The organism is Staphylococcus sp. GDY8P120P (genome assembly GCF_017892065.1).
GTDB classification, from domain to species: Bacteria; Bacillota; Bacilli; order Staphylococcales; family Staphylococcaceae; genus Staphylococcus; species Staphylococcus nepalensis.
In genome coordinates this window covers 141,394-159,768 of the sequence record NZ_JAESKI010000007.1, presented here as the reverse complement: position 1 = coordinate 159,768, position 18,375 = coordinate 141,394, and the positions used below count along the sequence as shown (strand labels likewise).

The window sequence follows — 18,375 nt, the reverse complement described above, 5'->3', positions numbered from 1 at the left end:
CCTCCTAGAATAAGAAATAACGTTGCGTTAATGGTAATTCAGTAGCTGGTTCACTTGTTATTTTTTCACCATCGACAAATACTTCATAAGTTTGCGGATCTACATCTAAATCAGGCATAGCGTTATTATTTTTCATATCTGCTTTAGTTAAATTACGAATGTTTTTAACAGGTCTTAATTTACGATTTAATCCCAATGTTCTGCCGATATCGTTTTCGTAAGCAGTTGATGAAACAAAAGTGATTGATGTACTTTGCATGTTGCCACCTAATTGACCATACATATTACGATATTTTAAAGGCTCAGAAATTGGGATAGAACCATTAGCATCACCGTTAATAGCAGTACTAATCATACCACCTTTAAGTACTACATCAGGTTTAACACCAAAGAACGCTGGTTCCCACATAATAATGTCTGCAAGCTTACCTTCATCGATAGAGCCAACATAGTCTGAAATACCATGCGTAATTGCTGGGTTAATTGTATATTTAGCAATATAACGCTTAATACGGTTATTATCGTTATATTCGCTGTCTCCTTCGAGTGCACCACGTTGTTCTTTCATGCGGTGAGCGACTTGCCAAGTACGTGTGATAATCTCGCCAACACGGCCCATAGCTTGAGAGTCAGAACTTACCATACTAAATACACCTATATCTTGTAATACGTCTTCTGCAGCAATCGTTTCTTTACGGATACGAGAATCTGCGAAGGCAACGTCCTCTGGAATAGAAGCGTTAAGATGGTGGGTAATCATAACCATATCCAAATGTTCATCAACCGTGTTATGTGTGAATGGTAAAGTTGGGTTAGTTGAGGAAGGTAAGATATTTGAGTAAGCAGCTGATTTAATTAAGTCAGGTGCGTGACCACCACCAGCGCCTTCTGTGTGATACATGTGTAATACACGGTCTTTAACAGCAGCCATCGTTTCTTCCATAAATCCAGCTTCGTTTAATGTGTCTGCGTGTAGTGCCACTTGCACGTCATAATCATCTGCAACTTGTAATGCATGATCTAAAGCAGAAGGTGTTGCACCCCAGTCTTCATGGACTTTAAGTCCGATAACGCCAGCATGGATTTGTTCAACCAATGCTGTATGGTTCACAGCTTGGCCTTTACCAGTAAACCCAACGTTTAACGGGATTTGTTCTGCAGCTTCTAACATACGATGGATATACCATGGTCCTGGCGTAGCAGTGGTTGCTTTAGAACCTTCAGAAGCACCTGTACCACCACCGATTAAAGTCGTTGTACCACTTTCTAGTGCTACGAGCGACTGTTCTGGGTTAACAAAGTGAACGTGTGTATCAATAGCACCAGCAGTTATGATTTTACCTTCTGCAGCAATAACATCCGTTGTTGCACCAATCACAATATCCACATTGTCCATGATATCAGGGTTACCCGCTTTACCAACTTTCATAATATACCCGTTTTTAACACCAATATCTGCTTTGACTACTTTGTCGTAATCGAGAATAAGCGCATTGGTAATAACTAAGTCTGCTACTTTTTTGTCGTCTCTTGTTACGTTAGGATTTTGAGCCATACCATCTCTGATGGATTTACCTCCACCAAATGTAGCTTCATCACCATACGTAGCATAATCTTTTTCGACTCTTGCAAATAGGTTTGTATCACCGAGTCTAACTGAATCACCGATAGTCGGACCATAAAGACTCGTATATTGAGATTGCGTCATTTTAAAACTCATCTGTTATACCCACTTTCTTTATTAGCATTTTCCTCTGATAAATTAGACTCATCGATAATTTCTGTTTCTTTGGAATCGTCTTCTGGTTTATACACACGTGTTTCATCGATAGGGCCATTTACTTCTCCGTGGAAACCAAAAATATTGCGTTTTCCTTTATATTCAACCAATTGAATTTCCTTTTCATCGCCTGGTTCAAAACGAACCGCAGCGCCTGCAGGAATATCTAAACGTTTCCCGTACGCTTGTTCACGATCAAAATCTAATGCAGGATTTACTTCGAAAAAGTGATAATGAGAACCTACTTGTATAGGACGGTCTCCTGTATTTTTAACATTAATTACTGTAGCGTGTAGGCCTTTGTTAACATCGATTTCTGTGCGTTTAACAATAATTTCACCTGGTTTCATCATATAACCCCCTTTAGACTATTGGATGATGGACAGTAATTAGTTTTGTACCATCAGGGAAGGTTGCTTCAATTTCTAAATCAGTTAACATGTCAGCAACACCTTCCATTACATCATCTTCACTTAATATTTGTTTACCGTAACTCATCAACTCTGCAACAGATTTTCCATCTCTTGCGCCTTCTAGTAATTCAAAACTGATGATTGCGGCTGCTTCAGGATAGTTTAATTTCAAGCCTCTTTGTTGACGTCTACGTGCTAAATCAGATGCAATGACTAGCATTAACTTATCTTGTTCACGTTGTGTAAAATGCACAATTTTCACTACCTTTCAAAAAATGATAAAAAATGATAAATATAATCTTTTTATGTGCTTACAAATTCAATAATAAACGTAAAAATAAGCAACTACAAGGATTACACATTCATTTCAAATGATATAACTGAAAAATTGCACAATTAATTGCGAGACTTTTCATTTTAGGTTGTTTGATATATCATTGTTAACGTAAATTTTATAGAAATCGGGTGACATTGTGAATGCGATTCAGATTTTACTGAAAAATATCGCGCAGGTCTTATTGTTAAACAATGCATGGACAGGTTTGTTTATTTTATTAGGCCTTTTTATAGGAAGTTGGCAAGTAGGCTTAATGGCATTAATAGCTAGTATCATATCTTTATTGTTAGCTAAGCATACAAATTATTCGAAAGAAGAAATAAATACTGGTTTAGCCGGATTTAATCCAGTACTTACAGCAATTGCATTGACATTGTTTTTAGTGCCAGCATGGTATAGCTTATTGATTGTCTTAATAGCTGTCATTATTACTATGCCGTTAGGTTCTGCATTCAGAGAATTTTTTAAACCCTTTGGAGTACCGATGTTGACGATGCCATACGTCTTTGTTAGTTGGGTCGTCTTATTGATGTCCTTTCAATTTAGATTTGTAAATGCAGACGTCAAAATATTACCTGATACAGTACAAGAAATTACTTTTTCAGGCCATAGTATTCAGTTCGTAAGTGCTTTTTTATCAGGCTTTAGTGAAGTGTTTTTATTAAAAAATGTTTTAGCAGGTGCCTTAATATTAATTGGTATATTGATTGCTTCAAGAAAAGCTGGCATGTTCGCTATCATTGCCAATGTTATTGGCTTTGCAGCAGTAACAGTGCTGGGTGCGAACCATGATCAAATTAATGATGGTTTATTTGGTTATAATGTCATCCTTACTGTATTAGCATTGGGAATTGCATTTAAAACGAGAATCCCTCGTTATATGAGTATTATACTTGGTGTATTACTCACTGTTGTTATACATGCAGGCATGACTACATTGCTAACACCATTTGGCTTACCGGTCTTTACATTGCCGTTTATTATAGCAACATGGATTATGCTGTTTGCAGGTAATAGTATGAGTGTCCAGAAAGCAGAAGAAAGTGAAGAATGAGTGTTTAATTAAATTATCGATGGCAGTATAATAATCATAGACATGATTGATTAAAAGATATTAATTGAATATAAATTTTTTTGGAAAGAGGTATGCTTATGAAGAAACTCATCACAGTATTAGCTTCGACAGCAGTTATTTTAGCTGGTTGTAGCGGTTCTGGTAGCCAATCTAAAGGTAAGACTTTAGATGTGGAGTTGCCACTCAAGACCACATCAATCGCACCATATGAAACGGATGTCCCAGTGAAAATAGGCGCTGCAGAGTCTCTGTTTAAAGCTACAGCAGACGGAAAAGTGCAAAAATTGCTAGTTGAATCATACGAACAAACATCACCAACACAGTTAAATTTAACTTTAAAAGACGATATTAAATTCCAAAACGGTAAAAAAGTGACTGGAGAAGCCGTTAAAGCGAGTTTAGAAGAAAGTATTAAAAAAAGTGATTTAGTCAAAGGTTCATTGCCTATCAAAGATATTAAAGTAGATGGGCAGAAACTGCAGATAAACACGAAAGAAGCGTACCCTGAATTAATTTCAGAATTAGCTAGTCCTTTCTCAGCTATTTATGATACCAAAGCAAAAGGTGACGTTAATAAAACACCTGTAGGTACAGGGCCATATCAAATTAAAAATTATAAACAATCACAAAAGATACAGCTAGATCGTTATGAGGACTATTGGCAAGGTAAACCTAAATTAGACCATATCAACGTTACATACCAAGAAGACGGTAATGCACGTACAAGTAATTTAGATTCTGGAAAAGCAGATGTAATCACAGATTTACCAGTCGAAAAAGTGAAGTCACTCAAAGATAGTGATAAGACAAAAGTTTCTTCTGTCTCTGGATTTAGAACAGCGCTATTATTATATAATCATTCAAGCGATAAAATGACTAAACAAGTTCGGGAAGCATTAGATAAAGTCATTGATCGTGAAAGTATTACAAAAAATGTGTCGAAAGGCTACGCAGAGCCTGCCACAGGTCCATTTAATACTAAATTAGACTTTATTCAAAGCCAAAAAGTACAAAAACAAGACATTGCTCAAGCTAAGAAAATAATGGAAGATGCAGGCTATACGAAAGAACATCCATTGAAATTGACGGTGTCAACTTATAATGGTCGACCAGAACTACCGAAAATGGCACAAGTTATACAATCTGACGCTAAAAAAGCGAATATAGATATCCAATTGCGTAATGTAGACGACATTCAAGGATATCTTGACGACCAAAGCCAATGGGATGCGTCGCTTTATAGTTTTGGTACGATTCCAAGAGGCGACACAGGATATTTCTTTAACCAAGCATATAAACCTGAAGGTGCAATCAATGCAGGTGGTTATGATAATGAAAAAGTCACAGCATTAATTGATGAATTAAATAAAACGGTAGGTAAAGATGAACGTCATCAAATCACAAATCAAATCTTAGATATTACACATGAAGATTTAGCAAATAGCTATATTTCTTACAACGATAATATCGTCGGTATGAGTAAAGATGTAGAAAACTTAAAAGCAACACCAGAAGGTATTTATCTTATTGATTATAAGGTAGATAAAAAAGAATGATATTAAAAAATATACTTTCTAGAATTGGACAAATGATCATCGTATTATTTGTCCTTTCTACTATCACTTTTATTTTAATGAAACTTACGCCTGGCGATCCAGTTGATAAAGTTTTACATTTAGATGTAGCAAATGTTTCAAATGACCAAATAGAAGAAACTAAAGAACGATTAGGACTTAACCAATCTCCTATAGTTCAATACTTTCAATGGTTAGGACAAATCGTACAATTAAACTTTGGTACGAGTTATCAGACTGGCGAACCTGTAATTAAAGAATTAGTTTTCTACACGCCACCGACAGTATTTATAGCAGTACTAACTATTATTGTTGTGTTTGTAGTTGCGCTACCATTGGGTATTGTGGCTGCGAAATATTATCATACGTGGTTGGATACTTGGATCAGAATATTGACTTCATTTACGGTCAGTATTCCTTCCTTCTTTTTAGGAACCATATTTATTTATGTATTTGCTCAAAAATTAGATGTATTACCGTCATCTGGTTTAGATTCAATGGCTGGTTATATTTTGCCTGTCATAGCATTAAGTATAGGCATGAGTGCCTATTATGTAAGGTTGATGCGTTCCACTTTGATAGAACTTTATAATTCAAAAGAAGTGGAAGCGGCAAGGTTAAGAGGCATGTCGGAGCGCTACATTTTATGGAAAGATTTATTTAAACCTGCCATTATACCTGTCATTACTGTGTTAGGTATGTCTGTAGGAAGTTTGATTGGAGGCACTGTGGTTATTGAAAATTTATTTGGTATCCCTGGTGTAGGTCATTTTCTTGTAGACAGTATTAGAGCGAGAGATTATCCAGTAGTACAAGGTGCAGTTATTATGATTGGTTTCTTTGTTGTGCTGGCCAACACGATTAGTGATTTATTACTATTATGGCTTGATCCTAAACGTCGTTTTAATAGGACAAAGGATGCATTAAAACGTCACCAACAGGATGGTGAAATTTAATGAAAAGAATAAATAAACGAAATTTAATTTTATATATATTCTTGCTGTATCTCTTGGTATTAGTTGTAGCTCAGTTTTTTGTATCGATGAATAGCGCACTAGAGGTACATCTCGGAAATGCATTAGAGTTACCAAGTAGTACACATTGGTTAGGTACAGATGACTATGGACGGGATTTACTATCGAGAGTGATTGTGGGGGCTAGATATACGTTAGTGATCAGTTTAATCACTTTATTAATCACTGTAATTATTGGTGTCCCACTTGGACTTTTAGCAGGATATAAAAGAGGTATTGTTGATACTATTATTATGCGAATTATTGACATCGGATTGAGTATCCCAGAATTTGTCTTAATGATTGCCATGGCAAGTTTCTTTAAACCAAGTATTTGGAATTTAGTTATAGCAATCACGATTATAAAATGGATGACGTATACTCGCCTCACACGATCGATTGTGAGTAGTGAAGTTGAAAAACCTTATATACAAATGGCTAGGTTGTTTAACGTGCCAACCCACATCATTATCTTTAAACATTTTTTACCACAAGTGATGCCATCAATGATTGTGTTGATGACAGTAGATTTTGGTAAAATTATTCTTTATATTTCTTCTCTATCCTTTTTAGGTTTAGGCGCACAACCACCTTCTCCAGAATGGGGTGCAATGCTCAATGCAGGTAGAGATTATATTGATGCTTACCCGTTACTATTGATTGTGCCAGCATTTTTAATTACAATCACTATCTTATTGTTTAATTTAGCTGGTGACGCATTAAGAGATAAATTATTAAAAGGAAAGCGTGATATAGATGGCTAATATTAACGTTTTGGAAATCTTAAACCTAACTATAAAAGAACGAGAGGGCAAAACACTTATACACCATCTTGATTTAGCATTACGTAAGAGTAAGGTAAATGTATTGGTTGGTGAAAGTGGTTCTGGTAAGAGTTTGACTGCAAAGGCATTAGTACAACAAGTACCTGATACATTAACGACGCGATTTGATGCATTACATTATAAAGGTGAAATAATTACTAATATGCATCATTTATTAGGCAAAGAAATAGGATTTATATCCCAAGATTACACACATAGTTTTAATGACCATACCAAATTAGGAAAACAATTACTTGCGATTTATAAAATGCATTACAAAGTAGATAAAACGGTGGCTTATAAGTTTGTAACACAAGCGCTTAAATGGGTAGATTTAAATCCAGAACACGTGATGAAACGCTACCGTTTTAGTTTATCTGGCGGGCAACTAGCAAGGGTGCAAATAGCGAGTGTCTTAATGCTGAACCCAAGTGTTATTATTGCTGACGAACCTACGTCATCTTTAGATGCAATAACTGGTTATAATTTAATGCATTTAATCAAACACTTAGCCGACGTTCACCAAGTGACTTTATTGATTATCACGCATAATTTATCTCATGTTCTTGGTTTTAGTGATTGGATTAATGTCATTCAACACGGTAAATTAATAGATTTTAATCATGTTCAGGCTTTTAAAAATCGGCATGTGAAGCCGTATAGCCTGGAACTATTTGATGCACGGAGTCAATTAAGAAAGGATGGCGCCTATGATTGAGTTGAAACATATTCGCTTTGCTTATAAACAAGCCCCAATTTTAAAAGATATCAATTTAACCATAGCACCAAACGAAAAGGTGGGTGTTGTCGGCGAAAGTGGTTCTGGTAAAACCACTTTAGCACATGTCATGTTAGGTTTGTTAACTCATTACCAAGGCCACTTTTCAACGCAAGGCTTAAGTATGCTTCCGATATTTCAACATGCATATGATAGCTTTAACCCTAAATTTAAAATACGCACAGCATTAGAAGAACCTATACAATATTATAAAGGTACACACTCCCCGGCATCTATTCGTAAGAAACTTGAGCACTTAATGGCGTATATGCAATTAGAAAATGCATTACTAGAAAAATTTCCAGACGAATTAAGTGGAGGCCAACTGCAACGCTTTAACACGATACGGACCTTAATGTTAGAGCCGGATATGTTAATCTGTGATGAAATTACAGCAAGTTTAGACGTTATAGCGGAACAAAGAATGATTAAAGTATTAAAAGATTACTACGACCAAACAAATAAAGGTATACTTATGATTTCTCATGATATTGCATTTTTAAATCAATTTGTTGAGCGTATGATTGTTATGAAAGATGGCGAAATCGTCGATGATTTTCCTATAGGTGATTTGTTTGATGACCAACGTGATAAGTATACAAAAGAGTTACTCTCTATTTATTAAAGCGTATGCTGTTTTATGATTAACAAGTAAAAGCCATTCAATTGAGATAAGCACATCGGACATAATGAATTGTCTTAGCCTCAAAAACCTATGGATAGAAACTAGAGAAAGTTGGAAATGTAACGTACATAGTAACCGACTATGATCTCAAAACAATTATCGCTTGGATATGAGAACGAAACATGATTCAAGGCTTAGACATCTGTCTCTGACTCAATTATAAATATATCGAAAAGGGGAGTATTTAAGAATGAAAAAAATATTATTACCATTGCTCGCGCTTATTTTGGTGTTGTCAGCATGTAGTAATCAGTCTGATAACAAGTCATCTAAGAATGAGGGCGAAACAAAAACGTACGTTCAAGATTCAGGGGATAAAGTAAAAATTCCAAAAAAACCTAAACGTATTGTTGTACTTGGCGCAACATACGCGGGTGGTTTAGAACAACTCGGTGCAAATATTGTTGGTGTTGCAGATATTGTAGATGATAGTAAAGTATTAAAAGATAAATTTAAAGATGTAGAAAAAGTAGATGCTGAAAATGTAGAAAGCGTCGCAAAGTTAAAACCAGATTTAATTATTACGTACAATACGGATAAAAACCTGAAAAAATTAAATAAAGTAGCACCAACCATCGCCTTTGATTATATGAAACATGATTATAAAGAACAACATCAGGCATTAGGAAAAATAGTAGGTAAAGAAGATAAAGCGAATGCATGGATTGATAAGTGGAATAAAAAGACAGAAAATGATGGTAAAGCTATTAAAGATGCAATAGGGGAAGATACGACTGTATCAATCATTAAAGATTTTGATAAAAAAGTGTATGCGCTTGGTAAAACATATGGTCACGGTAGTGAAGTATTATATGATGCATTCGGTTTAACCATGCCAAAAACCGTAGAACAAGCGACTAAGAAAAATGATTTAGCTGATATATCTGAAGAAGAACTTCCAGACATGGCAGGAGATTACGTTGTAACGCCAGTCGCCAAAGGAAGTAAATTATCATTTGAAAACAAAGATATATGGAAAAATACCGAAGCTGTCAAAAATGGACATACAATTAAAGTAGATGAAGGTATTTATTGGTTAAATGATCCATATTCTTTAGAATACGAGCGTAAAGATTTGAAAGAACAATTATTGAAACAATAGTTAATTAAAAATTATAAAACCATTTTAGTAGTGATTATCAACTCAAACATTTGTAGACGCACGATTGTTTTTAGGTTAGGTGATACACACGCTGGAATGGTTTTTTAATGATATTTAAAGTGAAATGAAAACAAAATGTGTACATTGATTGAGAAATATAATGTAAAATGTTATATTACATTATATAAATTGATGGAAAAAGGAGGATTAAAATGACAGCTTCTATGAGACTAAGAATTGCCTTTTTGAATAACGCATAATTTAAATCATTCAAAAAGGTCTTGTTCGCAAGGATATCTCATAGGGAGAAGTATGTCATTTTTTCCTAAAATTAAATATAAGTTATAAATTTCAGTATCTTTTTAAAAGAACATTTATGATTTATATAGCGGATGAGACGGGAGAAACCTGTCTCTTTTTTGCGTACACGCCCTTTAATTTTAAGGAGTGTATTAACTAAACATGGAACAATATACAATCAAATTACATCAGATTAACCAATCACTGACTGATACTCGTTTTTTAAAAATAGAAAATTTATATGCTTATCAATTTGAAAAAATTGGAGTGATTGGCAATAATGGTACTGGGAAGACAACATTACTCAACATGATCACACAACCTAGCCTAGTAGAAAAGGGTAGCGTTGATGTTAAGGAAGAGATACAATATTTCAAACAAATAGATACGCCAGAAAATATTGAGATAAATACGTTAGATGGCAGTATTTTAAGTGAACTTCAGCTACCTATGGCAGAAATTGGTAAAATGAGCGGCGGCGAAAAGGCGAAGTACAAACTCGCAACTGTTATTTCAAATTATAGCCCAATACTACTGTTAGATGAACCGACCAATCATTTGGATTATGCGAGTGTTGATTATCTGATTCAGACACTAAAATTTTATTATGGCACTTTAATTATAGTGAGTCATGATAGAGACGTACTTGATGAAGTTGTAGACACGATATGGGACATACAAAATGATGGTACAATACGCGTATTTAAAGGGAACTATTCGCAGTATGAGCGTCAGTTGGGACTAGAAAATATGGAGAAACAAAGGCAATATGACAATTATATAAATGAAAAGAAACGATTAGCGCACGCAAGCGATAATAAACGTAAAAAAGCGCAACAAATCCAAACGGCTTCTGCAAAACATAAAAGTAAAAGTATGTCACCTGACCGTTTAAGCGGCTCTAAACAAAAAGATACAGTTGAAAAAGCAACACAGAAGCAAGCTAAACATATTGAAAAACGCATGGCGCAATTAGAAAAAATCGAAAAACCACAAGCTGAAAATCAGTTTCAATTTCCTCATAGTAAAATCTATGATGTGCATAATCATTACCCGATCGTTGCACAAGACTTGAATATTATCAAAGAAGGTAACGACATATTATCACATGCTCGTTTTCAGATACCTTATGCGAAAAATATAGCGATTATTGGGGAAAATGGTAGTGGTAAAACATCTTTATTTGAAACGATTTACCAGCGCGACCCAAGTATTGATTGTTCACCTAAAATTGAGATGGCATATTATCAACAGCTTTCTTACCAAGATATGTATGATGTACCATTATTACAATATTTAATTGAAAAAACGGGCGCAACCTCATCGTTTGCACGTGCTATTTTAAATAATCTAGGACTAAATGAAGCGTTAGATCGTTCTTGTGTAGATTTAAGTGGTGGTGAAAGAACTAAGTTATCTTTAGCTATATTATTTTCTACCAAAGCCAATATGCTTATTTTAGATGAACCGACTAATTTTTTAGATATAAAAACAATCACAGCATTAGAGCAGTTTATGAATAAGTATCCGGGAATTATATTATTTACATCACATGATTCGAATTTTATAAAAAATGTTGCTGATAGAAAATGGCAAATTAAAAACAAAGCTGTTTTTGATATAACATAATTGAAATGTATGATTTAATAATGGTAAGTTTCGATTGAATTAGGGGAGATGTACGATGAACAAAGAACAAAAGATAGACAACTGGATTAAAATGACCAAATATATACACTATATTGAAATGATGATTGAAAGAAAATTAAAAGAGCAATACCATTTAAGTCTTAAAGAATTTTACGTTTTATATGAAATTTATAAATCAGAAAATAAAAAGTATAAAATAAATGACTTAATTAAAGTGGTAGATTTAAGCCAAAGCGCTATGTCTAGACTGATTGTCAGAATGGAAAAAACAGAAATTGCGTTTGTTTATAGACAAGAATGTATAGAAGATCAAAGAGCCATGTATATTTATTTAACAGATGCAGGTGAGATAGAAACTAAAAAAGCACTTAACACTTACGAACAACTTTTAAAACAAGTGAATTTAGAAAGCATTAGAACGTTAACAAAAATGGAAGCGCACGATTAATAGGCATCATGAATGAATCATAGCATGTCACATATCGACGCACATCATTCATACTAAAATGAATGTTATGTGGTGTAACTGCTAAGGGAAAGCAAGTGATTGTGTATTAAATAATAATGGAAAGATTAGAAAAAGTGTGAATCATAGATGCATGCTGCTATGGTGCTTTGTTTATTTAATGTTGTTGTGGTGTGTCTGGGAATGTGAGAAAATCAAAGTCATAAGGATTTGTACAAGAATGGAAGGTGTAGCATGTGATAAAAGCAATAGCAGTCGATAAAGATGGCACGTTTTTTAAATCTGATAATACATTTGATGAACGTTATTTTAATCAACTTTTTGAAATAATGATAGAAAAACATATTAAATTTATAGTTGCGAGTGGTAATCAATACGCACAATTACGTTCATTTTTTCCTGAAAAAGACAATCAGATAACCTATGTAGCTGAAAATGGCGCAGTGACTTATCAAAATGAGGCGTTAGTGACAGCGCATTATTTTGATAAACACCTTGTGGCTGACGTCTTAGATTTAATTATAAACCATTACCATATTCAAGACGTAGTATTAAGTGGCCTAAACACGGCGTATGTGTTGGATTATGTTAGCGATGATTTCTTGTCATTTTTATATAAATATTATTATCATATAAAAAAGGTTTCAGATTTTAAAAGTATTAATCAAGATGAATTTGTTAAAATGGCACTTAGAATTAAAGATCAAACACTTTTAGAAAATGTAATGCAAGGCTTGAAAAACAAATATGGCGAGAAACTAAGAGCTGTGACAAGTGGCAATGATAGTTTGGATATCATACTTCCTAAAGTGAATAAAGGCGTCGCGATTGAAGCACTTTTGGACAGCTGGGGAATACAAACGAATGAATTGCTAGCTTTTGGAGATGCTAATAATGATATTGAAATGTTAGCCTTAACACCTTACAGTTATGCGATGGCAAACTGCAGCCCAGAAGTTGCTGCAACTGCAAATTACCGCGCACCCTCTAATGACGAGTCAGGGGTGTTACAAGTTATTGAAACTTATTTAACACAAATGCCCCAAGGATAGCTAAGTCAGGCGTCGTTTGATTTCTTTCACTATATAAAAAAAACTCATTGGTCTTTAAGTAACGTCATATGAGACGTTATTTATATGAACAATGAGTTTTTAATTTATTATAGGTTATTATTTTACGATAAGGACAGGAATATTTGCGCTATTAGCAATCTTGTGTGTTACGTTTCCTAACACATTTTTAATATCTGACTTCGCGCGTTTATTACTCATAACAATAATATCATAATGATGCATTTCGATTTCTTTCAGTATGGCTTGTTTAATATAACCGCTACTGAATTTTACTTGCGTTTTTAACCCCAGTTCTTCTAATTTTTCAACAAAGGGTGTTAACGTTTTTCCTTTTTCATCTGCTAATTCTTTAAAATGTACGCCATCATAACGCACAGAAGTTTGTAAATCTCCTTCAGGAATAACATTGAAAATAGTGATTTTGGCGTCATCAACACCAGTAGTTAAATTTTGTAATTCATTTGGGACGTTATTAAATGAATTATCAAAATCATAAGCTAGTAATATATTTTTATACATTGTAGCGCCTCCTTCAATATTTGTTTACCCTATAATATAAAAACTATCACAATATCACTACTAATATTTTAAATAAGTCATTTGATTGCAAAATAAAAATACATTATACGTCTAGTCCAATAATATCATTAATATGACGGTAGCCATGCGCTTGTAAGTATTGAGCAAGCTGTTTATTAATTTTTTTTGGTAAGCCCGGCCCTTCAAATACTAAGGCACTGTAAATTTGTACAAGCGAAGCACCGTGGCGTAACATTTTAATCGTATCATCTACATTAAATATACCGCCTGTACCAATAATTAAAAATTTGCCTTGTGTTTTTTGGTAGGTATGAGCAATCAATTGCAAATTGCGTTCAAATAGAGGACGGCCACTTAAACCGCCAGTTTCTTTTTGATTAGCAGATTGCAAATGCTCACGTTTTTGAGTCGTATTAGCTAACATAATGCCGTCGAAAGTTTGTGTGATGGATTCAAGCATGCGTGTTAAAGTTCCTACACTAAGGTCAGATGTTAACTTGATAAAAATAGGAACGTCAATTTCATATTGAATTTTATAAGTTTGAATAGCTGAACATAATTGAGAAAATTCATCTTTATCATGAAAGCTTTGCAAGTTTTCTGTATTTGGAGAACTGATATTAACAGTGAAAAAAGCAACATCATGTTTGAATGTATCGATGACTTTTATGTAATCTTCATAACGTTGTTCATACGGCGTTGCTTTATTGACACCTACATTAAGACCGATAGGCGTTTCATAATTAAATTTTCGTAAATTACTTAGTGCTTTATGCATTCCCAAATTATTGAACCCCATACGGTTGATTAGCGCATCGTCTTCTACTAAACGATACATACGTGGCTTAGTGTTGCCAGGTTGTGGTTTAGGCGTAATGCCGCCTAATTCGAGCGCGCCAAAACCTAATTTTTCTAACGCTTTTGGCACTTCGCAAGATTTATCAAATCCAGCAGCTAAACCAACAGGGTTCTCAAAATGGATGCCTTTAATATTTTGAGATAATATATCATGCTTATAATAAAATAATTTCTCTAGTATCGGTAAAAATTGAGAGTGTTTTTGTGAAGTTTTAAGCGCATTAACAGTCATACCATGTGCTTTTTCAGGATCGAATTGAAATAAAAGTGGTTTAATTAATTTATACATGTAATAATCGCTCCATTTATCGAAATTAGTAATAGATAAAAATGATGTAATAGTTATCGTTTATTATGAAAATAATTGTCTTTAATAGACTAGCATTTTAGTAATCATATGCCTAGTATAAATAAAAATAATTAATATAAGTTTCACATCAATCGAAAAGCGTTAGATTTGATTAAATATAGCGAAAAACGGTAATAGTAGAGTGATGCTTAAAATACGGAGGGATATTTTATGAAAGAGCAATGGCAGTCACAACTCCCATTAGAACATATAGAAAAAATTACACCAGTGAGTGGTGGAGACGTCAATGAAGCCTTTAGAGTAGAAACAACTCAAGAGCCTTATTTTTTATTAGTACAGCGTGGTAGAAGTAAAACCTTTTTTGATGCAGAAGTAGCAGGACTCGATTTATTCGAACAAGCTGGAATCACAGCGCCTAGAGTTGTCGATAACGGAGAAGTAAACGGTGACGCTTATCTTTTACTAACCTTTTTAAATGAAGGTACGCAAGGCAGCCAAACTGAATTAGGAAAGCTTGTAGCTAAAATGCATAGTTATCAACAGCCAGAAGGTAAATTTGGCTTTGGACTGCCTTATGAAGGCGGAGATATTTCGTTTGATAATAGTTGGTCAGATCATTGGAAGACTATATTTGTAGAGCAGCGTTTAGATCACTTAAAAGAAGCTTTGGTAAATAAAGGTTTATGGGCAGATGAGGACGTGGATAAATATTACAAGGTAAGAGCAGTCATTGTAAACGCATTAGATAATCATAAAAGCAAACCATCTTTATTACATGGTGATTTATGGGGTGGGAACTACATGTTTTTAGAAAATGGAGACCCTGCTTTATTTGACCCTGCGCCCTTATACGGTGATAGAGAATTTGATTTAGGTATTACTACAGTATTTGGTGGATTTACTCAAGATTTTTATCATGCATATGATAAACATTACCCGTTAAGTAATGGAGTCAATGAACGCCTTGAATTTTATCGCTTATATTTGTTGATGGTTCATTTACTAAAATTTGGTGGTATGTATGCTGATAGCGTAGCACGTTCGATGGATAAAATAATAAATCATTAAATTACTATAGGATACCAATGACTGTATTTAAAATAAAAGCGGCCGAGACATTATTGATGTCTCGGTCACAAATATAATATAAGCAATACATGAGCTTATAGTCATGTAATTCTCTCAAACTAAACGTTTTTATCAGTCTGCTTTGCCAGATCGGGCAAGACAATCATTTAAAAAAATGCGCTATTTGTCTTGTTTTCTAACCTTTAGTCTAAGTTTAAAGTACCCATTTCTTCACGTAATTTATAAACTTTATCTGGTGTAACATCTTCACCTAGGGGATCAACCACTTTTAAGGCAGAAAATGTATTCACTACTTGGCCACGAATCATTTGTAAATATTCTTGTCTTAAAGTGTGTTGCTCTTGTTTTTCTTCAACTGTTAAAGGTTGTAACTTTTCTTTATTTGCTAAATGATTAATTCTATCTAATAATTTCATTCACTAATTCCTCCTGAGTATGATGAGGTGGAAAGTGTGGCATAATTTCATTACCCACCTCAGCTAATATATCTTTATACGTTCTTTCATTTGTTATGAATTGTATCATTATATGATTTGTCCCAATACGTTCATACGCTTTTAATATTTTTAATAAAGTGTTTCTACCTAATCTATATCCGCCTTTAACAGGCTTTACAAGTTCATCTGGATTTATTGATAAATCAATGACTAATGGATGCATAAAAGGTTTGAATATACCATTGTTATGCCATTTTTGTAGTAAATCTTTTTGCTGTTGGAATGGCTGTGGGTAAAATAACCATCCGTCCATATGCTGTTTAAGCCAATGAATGTCTTGTTTAGCATAACCAGTCGCAAACATAGGAATATGTTTATGCTTTGGTAATATTTGTAACCCTGAGTCCTCATACAAATCAAATAAATCATTTGAAATTTGAGGTGAGTGTGTTTGCCATAGTTCATTTAATGATGAAACTGCTGATTGGAAATGTTGACTTAAGTTATTTGAATCTATTTTAAATGCTGGAAATTCAAATTGACGGTCGCCTGTTGCTAAACCTAATAACAATCGCTCGTTTGAGATCAAATCAAGAGAAGTAGCTGCTTTAGCTATATGAATTGGATGACGTAATGTAGCAACAATGCTAGATGTTCCGAGAGCAATTTTTGATGTGTTGGCAGCGATGAAAGTTAAAAATACAAACGGATCGTAGTTTGTCGTTATATTACCTAAGTGTGGGCTATATAAAGGATTATCCCTAACAAAAAGGCTCGTGAATCCAAGTGCTTCAGCATATTGTGTTAACTCGACTTGTTTATCAAACGACAATGCGATATTTTCAGAGTCATCAAAAGGTAACATTAAACCTAAGGTTAAATAGCCCTTTCGAAAAGTCCGTTTGAAACCATTGTGTGTTTGGATTGTTGTCACGTCTATCCCTCCTATCTGATCAAATTAAACAACGAAAGTTAACTAAGTAACATGTGTTGTTTAGATTGATTATATGCTCATTTCAAATATAATGCAAACAACATGTTTATAGATTGATTGCTTAAGCAACATTATGATGATGTTGTTGTTTAATTCTTGTTTCGTAAATATAATAATTTGATATAAATTCATTTTGAAAATATTATAATAACTATAAAATTGATATGAAGAATTAATAATAATTGATTAAGTTTGAAAAGTTCTGTAAATTGAAAGCGTAATCATTTTTGTAGGAGGTAGGTTCATTTTGATTAAAAAATTTATAGTCAGTACAGTCGTAGGAAGCTTGCTCATTTTTTTAAGTGCTGTGAATTCATCTATACATGCACAAACACAAGATAAAACTTTGAATCATACATCATCAGAGACACAGCAAACAAACGATAATAAGCCTGCAGGTAATATGTCGCCTAGAGTCGTCTTACCGGGTGAAGATCGACATCAAATTGAAAATACTCAAACAGGACATTATCAATCGATTGGCTATATAGAGGCGGGTGAAAGTATAGCTACAGGTGTTGTTATTGGTGAAAACACAATATTAACGAATAAACACGTTGCGGATCTTTCTAATGGAAATCTATCTTTTGCGCCAGCTGCTGAAAATGATAGTCAGTTCCCGTATGGTACATTTTCTGAAAAAGATACACAAGCATATCCTGGAGATGCTGATTTAGTGCTTGTTCATTTAAATAAAAATGATGACGGCCAATCTGTAGGAGAAGTGGTTGAACCTGCGACGATTCAGGATGCTTCAACTGTTTCTAAAGATAATCCAATAACAGTGACTGGTTACCCTGGAGATAAACCTTTAGCAACCATGTGGGAAAGTTCTGGCGAAATAATCAATGGTAATAGTGAGACATTAACATATAATGCAAGTACATATGGTGGAAATTCAGGATCACCTGTATTTAACAGTAATAATGAATTAATCGGTTTACATTATGGTGGCGTTGAAGGTGAAAGTAATAGCGCCGTACCGTTAACTGGTGATATATTACAATTTATCAACAATAATAATAGTTAATTCATAGACTTAGAAAATATAAAAAAATATGAAATTATAAAAACACC

At 34.0% G+C, this 18,375-nt stretch carries 19 protein-coding genes; 12 read left to right on the top strand and 7 right to left on the bottom strand.

Annotation, left to right across the window (positions count from 1 at the left end; genetic code table 11):
• Positions 1–4: 4 nt before the first annotated feature.
• From ureC to KA900_RS05290, 3 genes are read right to left on the bottom strand one after another with little or no spacing between them, the layout of a single operon-like run.
• The gene (gene ureC / locus KA900_RS05300; RefSeq protein WP_096808327.1) at positions 5–1,720 is read right to left on the bottom strand and encodes an urease subunit alpha; all 1,716 of its coding nucleotides are present in this window, start codon (positions 1,718–1,720) and stop codon (positions 5–7) included.
• Entirely contained in the window at positions 1,717–2,130 is a 414-nt protein-coding gene (locus KA900_RS05295; protein WP_096808328.1) for an urease subunit beta, read from the bottom strand. Before KA900_RS05295 ends, ureC begins: the two co-directional genes overlap by 4 nt.
• A 13-nt stretch (positions 2,131–2,143) precedes the next feature.
• Positions 2,144–2,446 (bottom strand): urease subunit gamma, encoded by a 303-nt coding sequence (locus tag KA900_RS05290; RefSeq protein WP_046206693.1) that lies wholly within the window; start codon positions 2,444–2,446, stop codon positions 2,144–2,146.
• 220 nt (positions 2,447–2,666) lie between these two features.
• Between KA900_RS05290 and yut the strand changes: the two genes are divergently transcribed.
• The 10 genes from yut (at position 2,667) to KA900_RS05240 (ending at position 13,049) form a co-directional block, all read left to right on the top strand.
• Entirely contained in the window at positions 2,667–3,584 is a 918-nt protein-coding gene (gene yut, locus KA900_RS05285) for an urea transporter (RefSeq protein ID WP_103372806.1), read from the top strand.
• 92 nt (positions 3,585–3,676) lie between these two features.
• A complete protein-coding gene (nikA, locus tag KA900_RS05280; RefSeq protein WP_369967501.1) occupies positions 3,677–5,161 on the top strand; it encodes a nickel ABC transporter substrate-binding protein in 1,485 nt (494 codons plus the stop codon).
• Entirely contained in the window at positions 5,158–6,135 is a 978-nt protein-coding gene (nikB, locus tag KA900_RS05275) for a nickel ABC transporter permease (RefSeq protein ID WP_096808331.1), read from the top strand. The genes nikA and nikB overlap by 4 nt, the downstream gene beginning before the upstream one ends.
• Positions 6,135–6,956, top strand: a complete 822-nt coding sequence (gene nikC, locus KA900_RS05270) for a nickel transporter permease (protein ID WP_103372804.1) — start codon at positions 6,135–6,137, stop codon at positions 6,954–6,956. Before nikB ends, nikC begins: the two co-directional genes overlap by 1 nt.
• Entirely contained in the window at positions 6,949–7,734 is a 786-nt protein-coding gene (locus KA900_RS05265; protein ID WP_107644148.1) for an ATP-binding cassette domain-containing protein, read from the top strand. The genes nikC and KA900_RS05265 overlap by 8 nt, the downstream gene beginning before the upstream one ends.
• Positions 7,727–8,419, top strand: a complete 693-nt coding sequence (locus KA900_RS05260) for an ABC transporter ATP-binding protein (protein ID WP_096808334.1) — start codon at positions 7,727–7,729, stop codon at positions 8,417–8,419. Before KA900_RS05265 ends, KA900_RS05260 begins: the two co-directional genes overlap by 8 nt.
• A gap of 250 nt (positions 8,420–8,669) precedes the next feature.
• The gene (locus tag KA900_RS05255) at positions 8,670–9,581 is read left to right on the top strand and encodes an ABC transporter substrate-binding protein (RefSeq protein ID WP_210139343.1); all 912 of its coding nucleotides are present in this window, start codon (positions 8,670–8,672) and stop codon (positions 9,579–9,581) included.
• 462 nt (positions 9,582–10,043) lie between these two features.
• Positions 10,044–11,510: a ribosomal protection-like ABC-F family protein gene (gene abc-f / locus KA900_RS05250; RefSeq protein ID WP_103372801.1), complete on the top strand. Its 1,467-nt coding sequence runs from the start codon at positions 10,044–10,046 to the stop codon at positions 11,508–11,510.
• A 55-nt stretch (positions 11,511–11,565) separates the two neighbouring features.
• On the top strand, positions 11,566–11,979 hold the full coding sequence (locus KA900_RS05245) for a transcriptional regulator, SarA/Rot family (RefSeq protein ID WP_096808337.1): 414 nt from the start codon (positions 11,566–11,568) through the stop codon (positions 11,977–11,979).
• Between the two features lie 254 nt (positions 11,980–12,233).
• A complete protein-coding gene (locus KA900_RS05240) occupies positions 12,234–13,049 on the top strand; it encodes a Cof-type HAD-IIB family hydrolase (protein WP_096808338.1) in 816 nt (271 codons plus the stop codon).
• Positions 13,050–13,166: 117 nt separating this feature from the next.
• Here the strand turns inward: KA900_RS05240 and KA900_RS05235 are convergent, their stop codons facing one another.
• Together KA900_RS05235 and KA900_RS05230 are read right to left on the bottom strand one after the other, a co-directional pair.
• A complete protein-coding gene (locus KA900_RS05235; protein ID WP_096808339.1) occupies positions 13,167–13,589 on the bottom strand; it encodes a universal stress protein in 423 nt (140 codons plus the stop codon).
• 103 nt (positions 13,590–13,692) lie between these two features.
• Positions 13,693–14,757 (bottom strand): quinone-dependent dihydroorotate dehydrogenase, encoded by a 1,065-nt coding sequence (locus KA900_RS05230; protein ID WP_096808340.1) that lies wholly within the window; start codon positions 14,755–14,757, stop codon positions 13,693–13,695.
• 231 nt (positions 14,758–14,988) lie between these two features.
• Between KA900_RS05230 and KA900_RS05225 the strand changes: the two genes are divergently transcribed.
• Positions 14,989–15,846, top strand: coding sequence for a fructosamine kinase family protein (locus tag KA900_RS05225; protein WP_096808341.1), 858 nt, complete (start codon positions 14,989–14,991; stop codon positions 15,844–15,846).
• 203 nt (positions 15,847–16,049) lie between these two features.
• Here KA900_RS05225 and KA900_RS05220 read toward each other — a convergent pair whose 3' ends face one another.
• Together KA900_RS05220 and KA900_RS05215 are read right to left on the bottom strand one after the other, a co-directional pair.
• Positions 16,050–16,283 (bottom strand): DUF896 domain-containing protein, encoded by a 234-nt coding sequence (locus KA900_RS05220; RefSeq protein WP_096808342.1) that lies wholly within the window; start codon positions 16,281–16,283, stop codon positions 16,050–16,052.
• A complete protein-coding gene (locus tag KA900_RS05215) occupies positions 16,267–17,238 on the bottom strand; it encodes an LLM class oxidoreductase (protein ID WP_210139342.1) in 972 nt (323 codons plus the stop codon). The genes KA900_RS05220 and KA900_RS05215 overlap by 17 nt, the downstream gene beginning before the upstream one ends.
• A 307-nt stretch (positions 17,239–17,545) precedes the next feature.
• On the opposite strand from KA900_RS05215, the gene KA900_RS05210 reads away from it, so the two are divergent.
• On the top strand, positions 17,546–18,328 hold the full coding sequence (locus KA900_RS05210) for a trypsin-like serine peptidase (RefSeq protein WP_229718978.1): 783 nt from the start codon (positions 17,546–17,548) through the stop codon (positions 18,326–18,328).
• Positions 18,329–18,375: the final 47 nt, after the last annotated feature.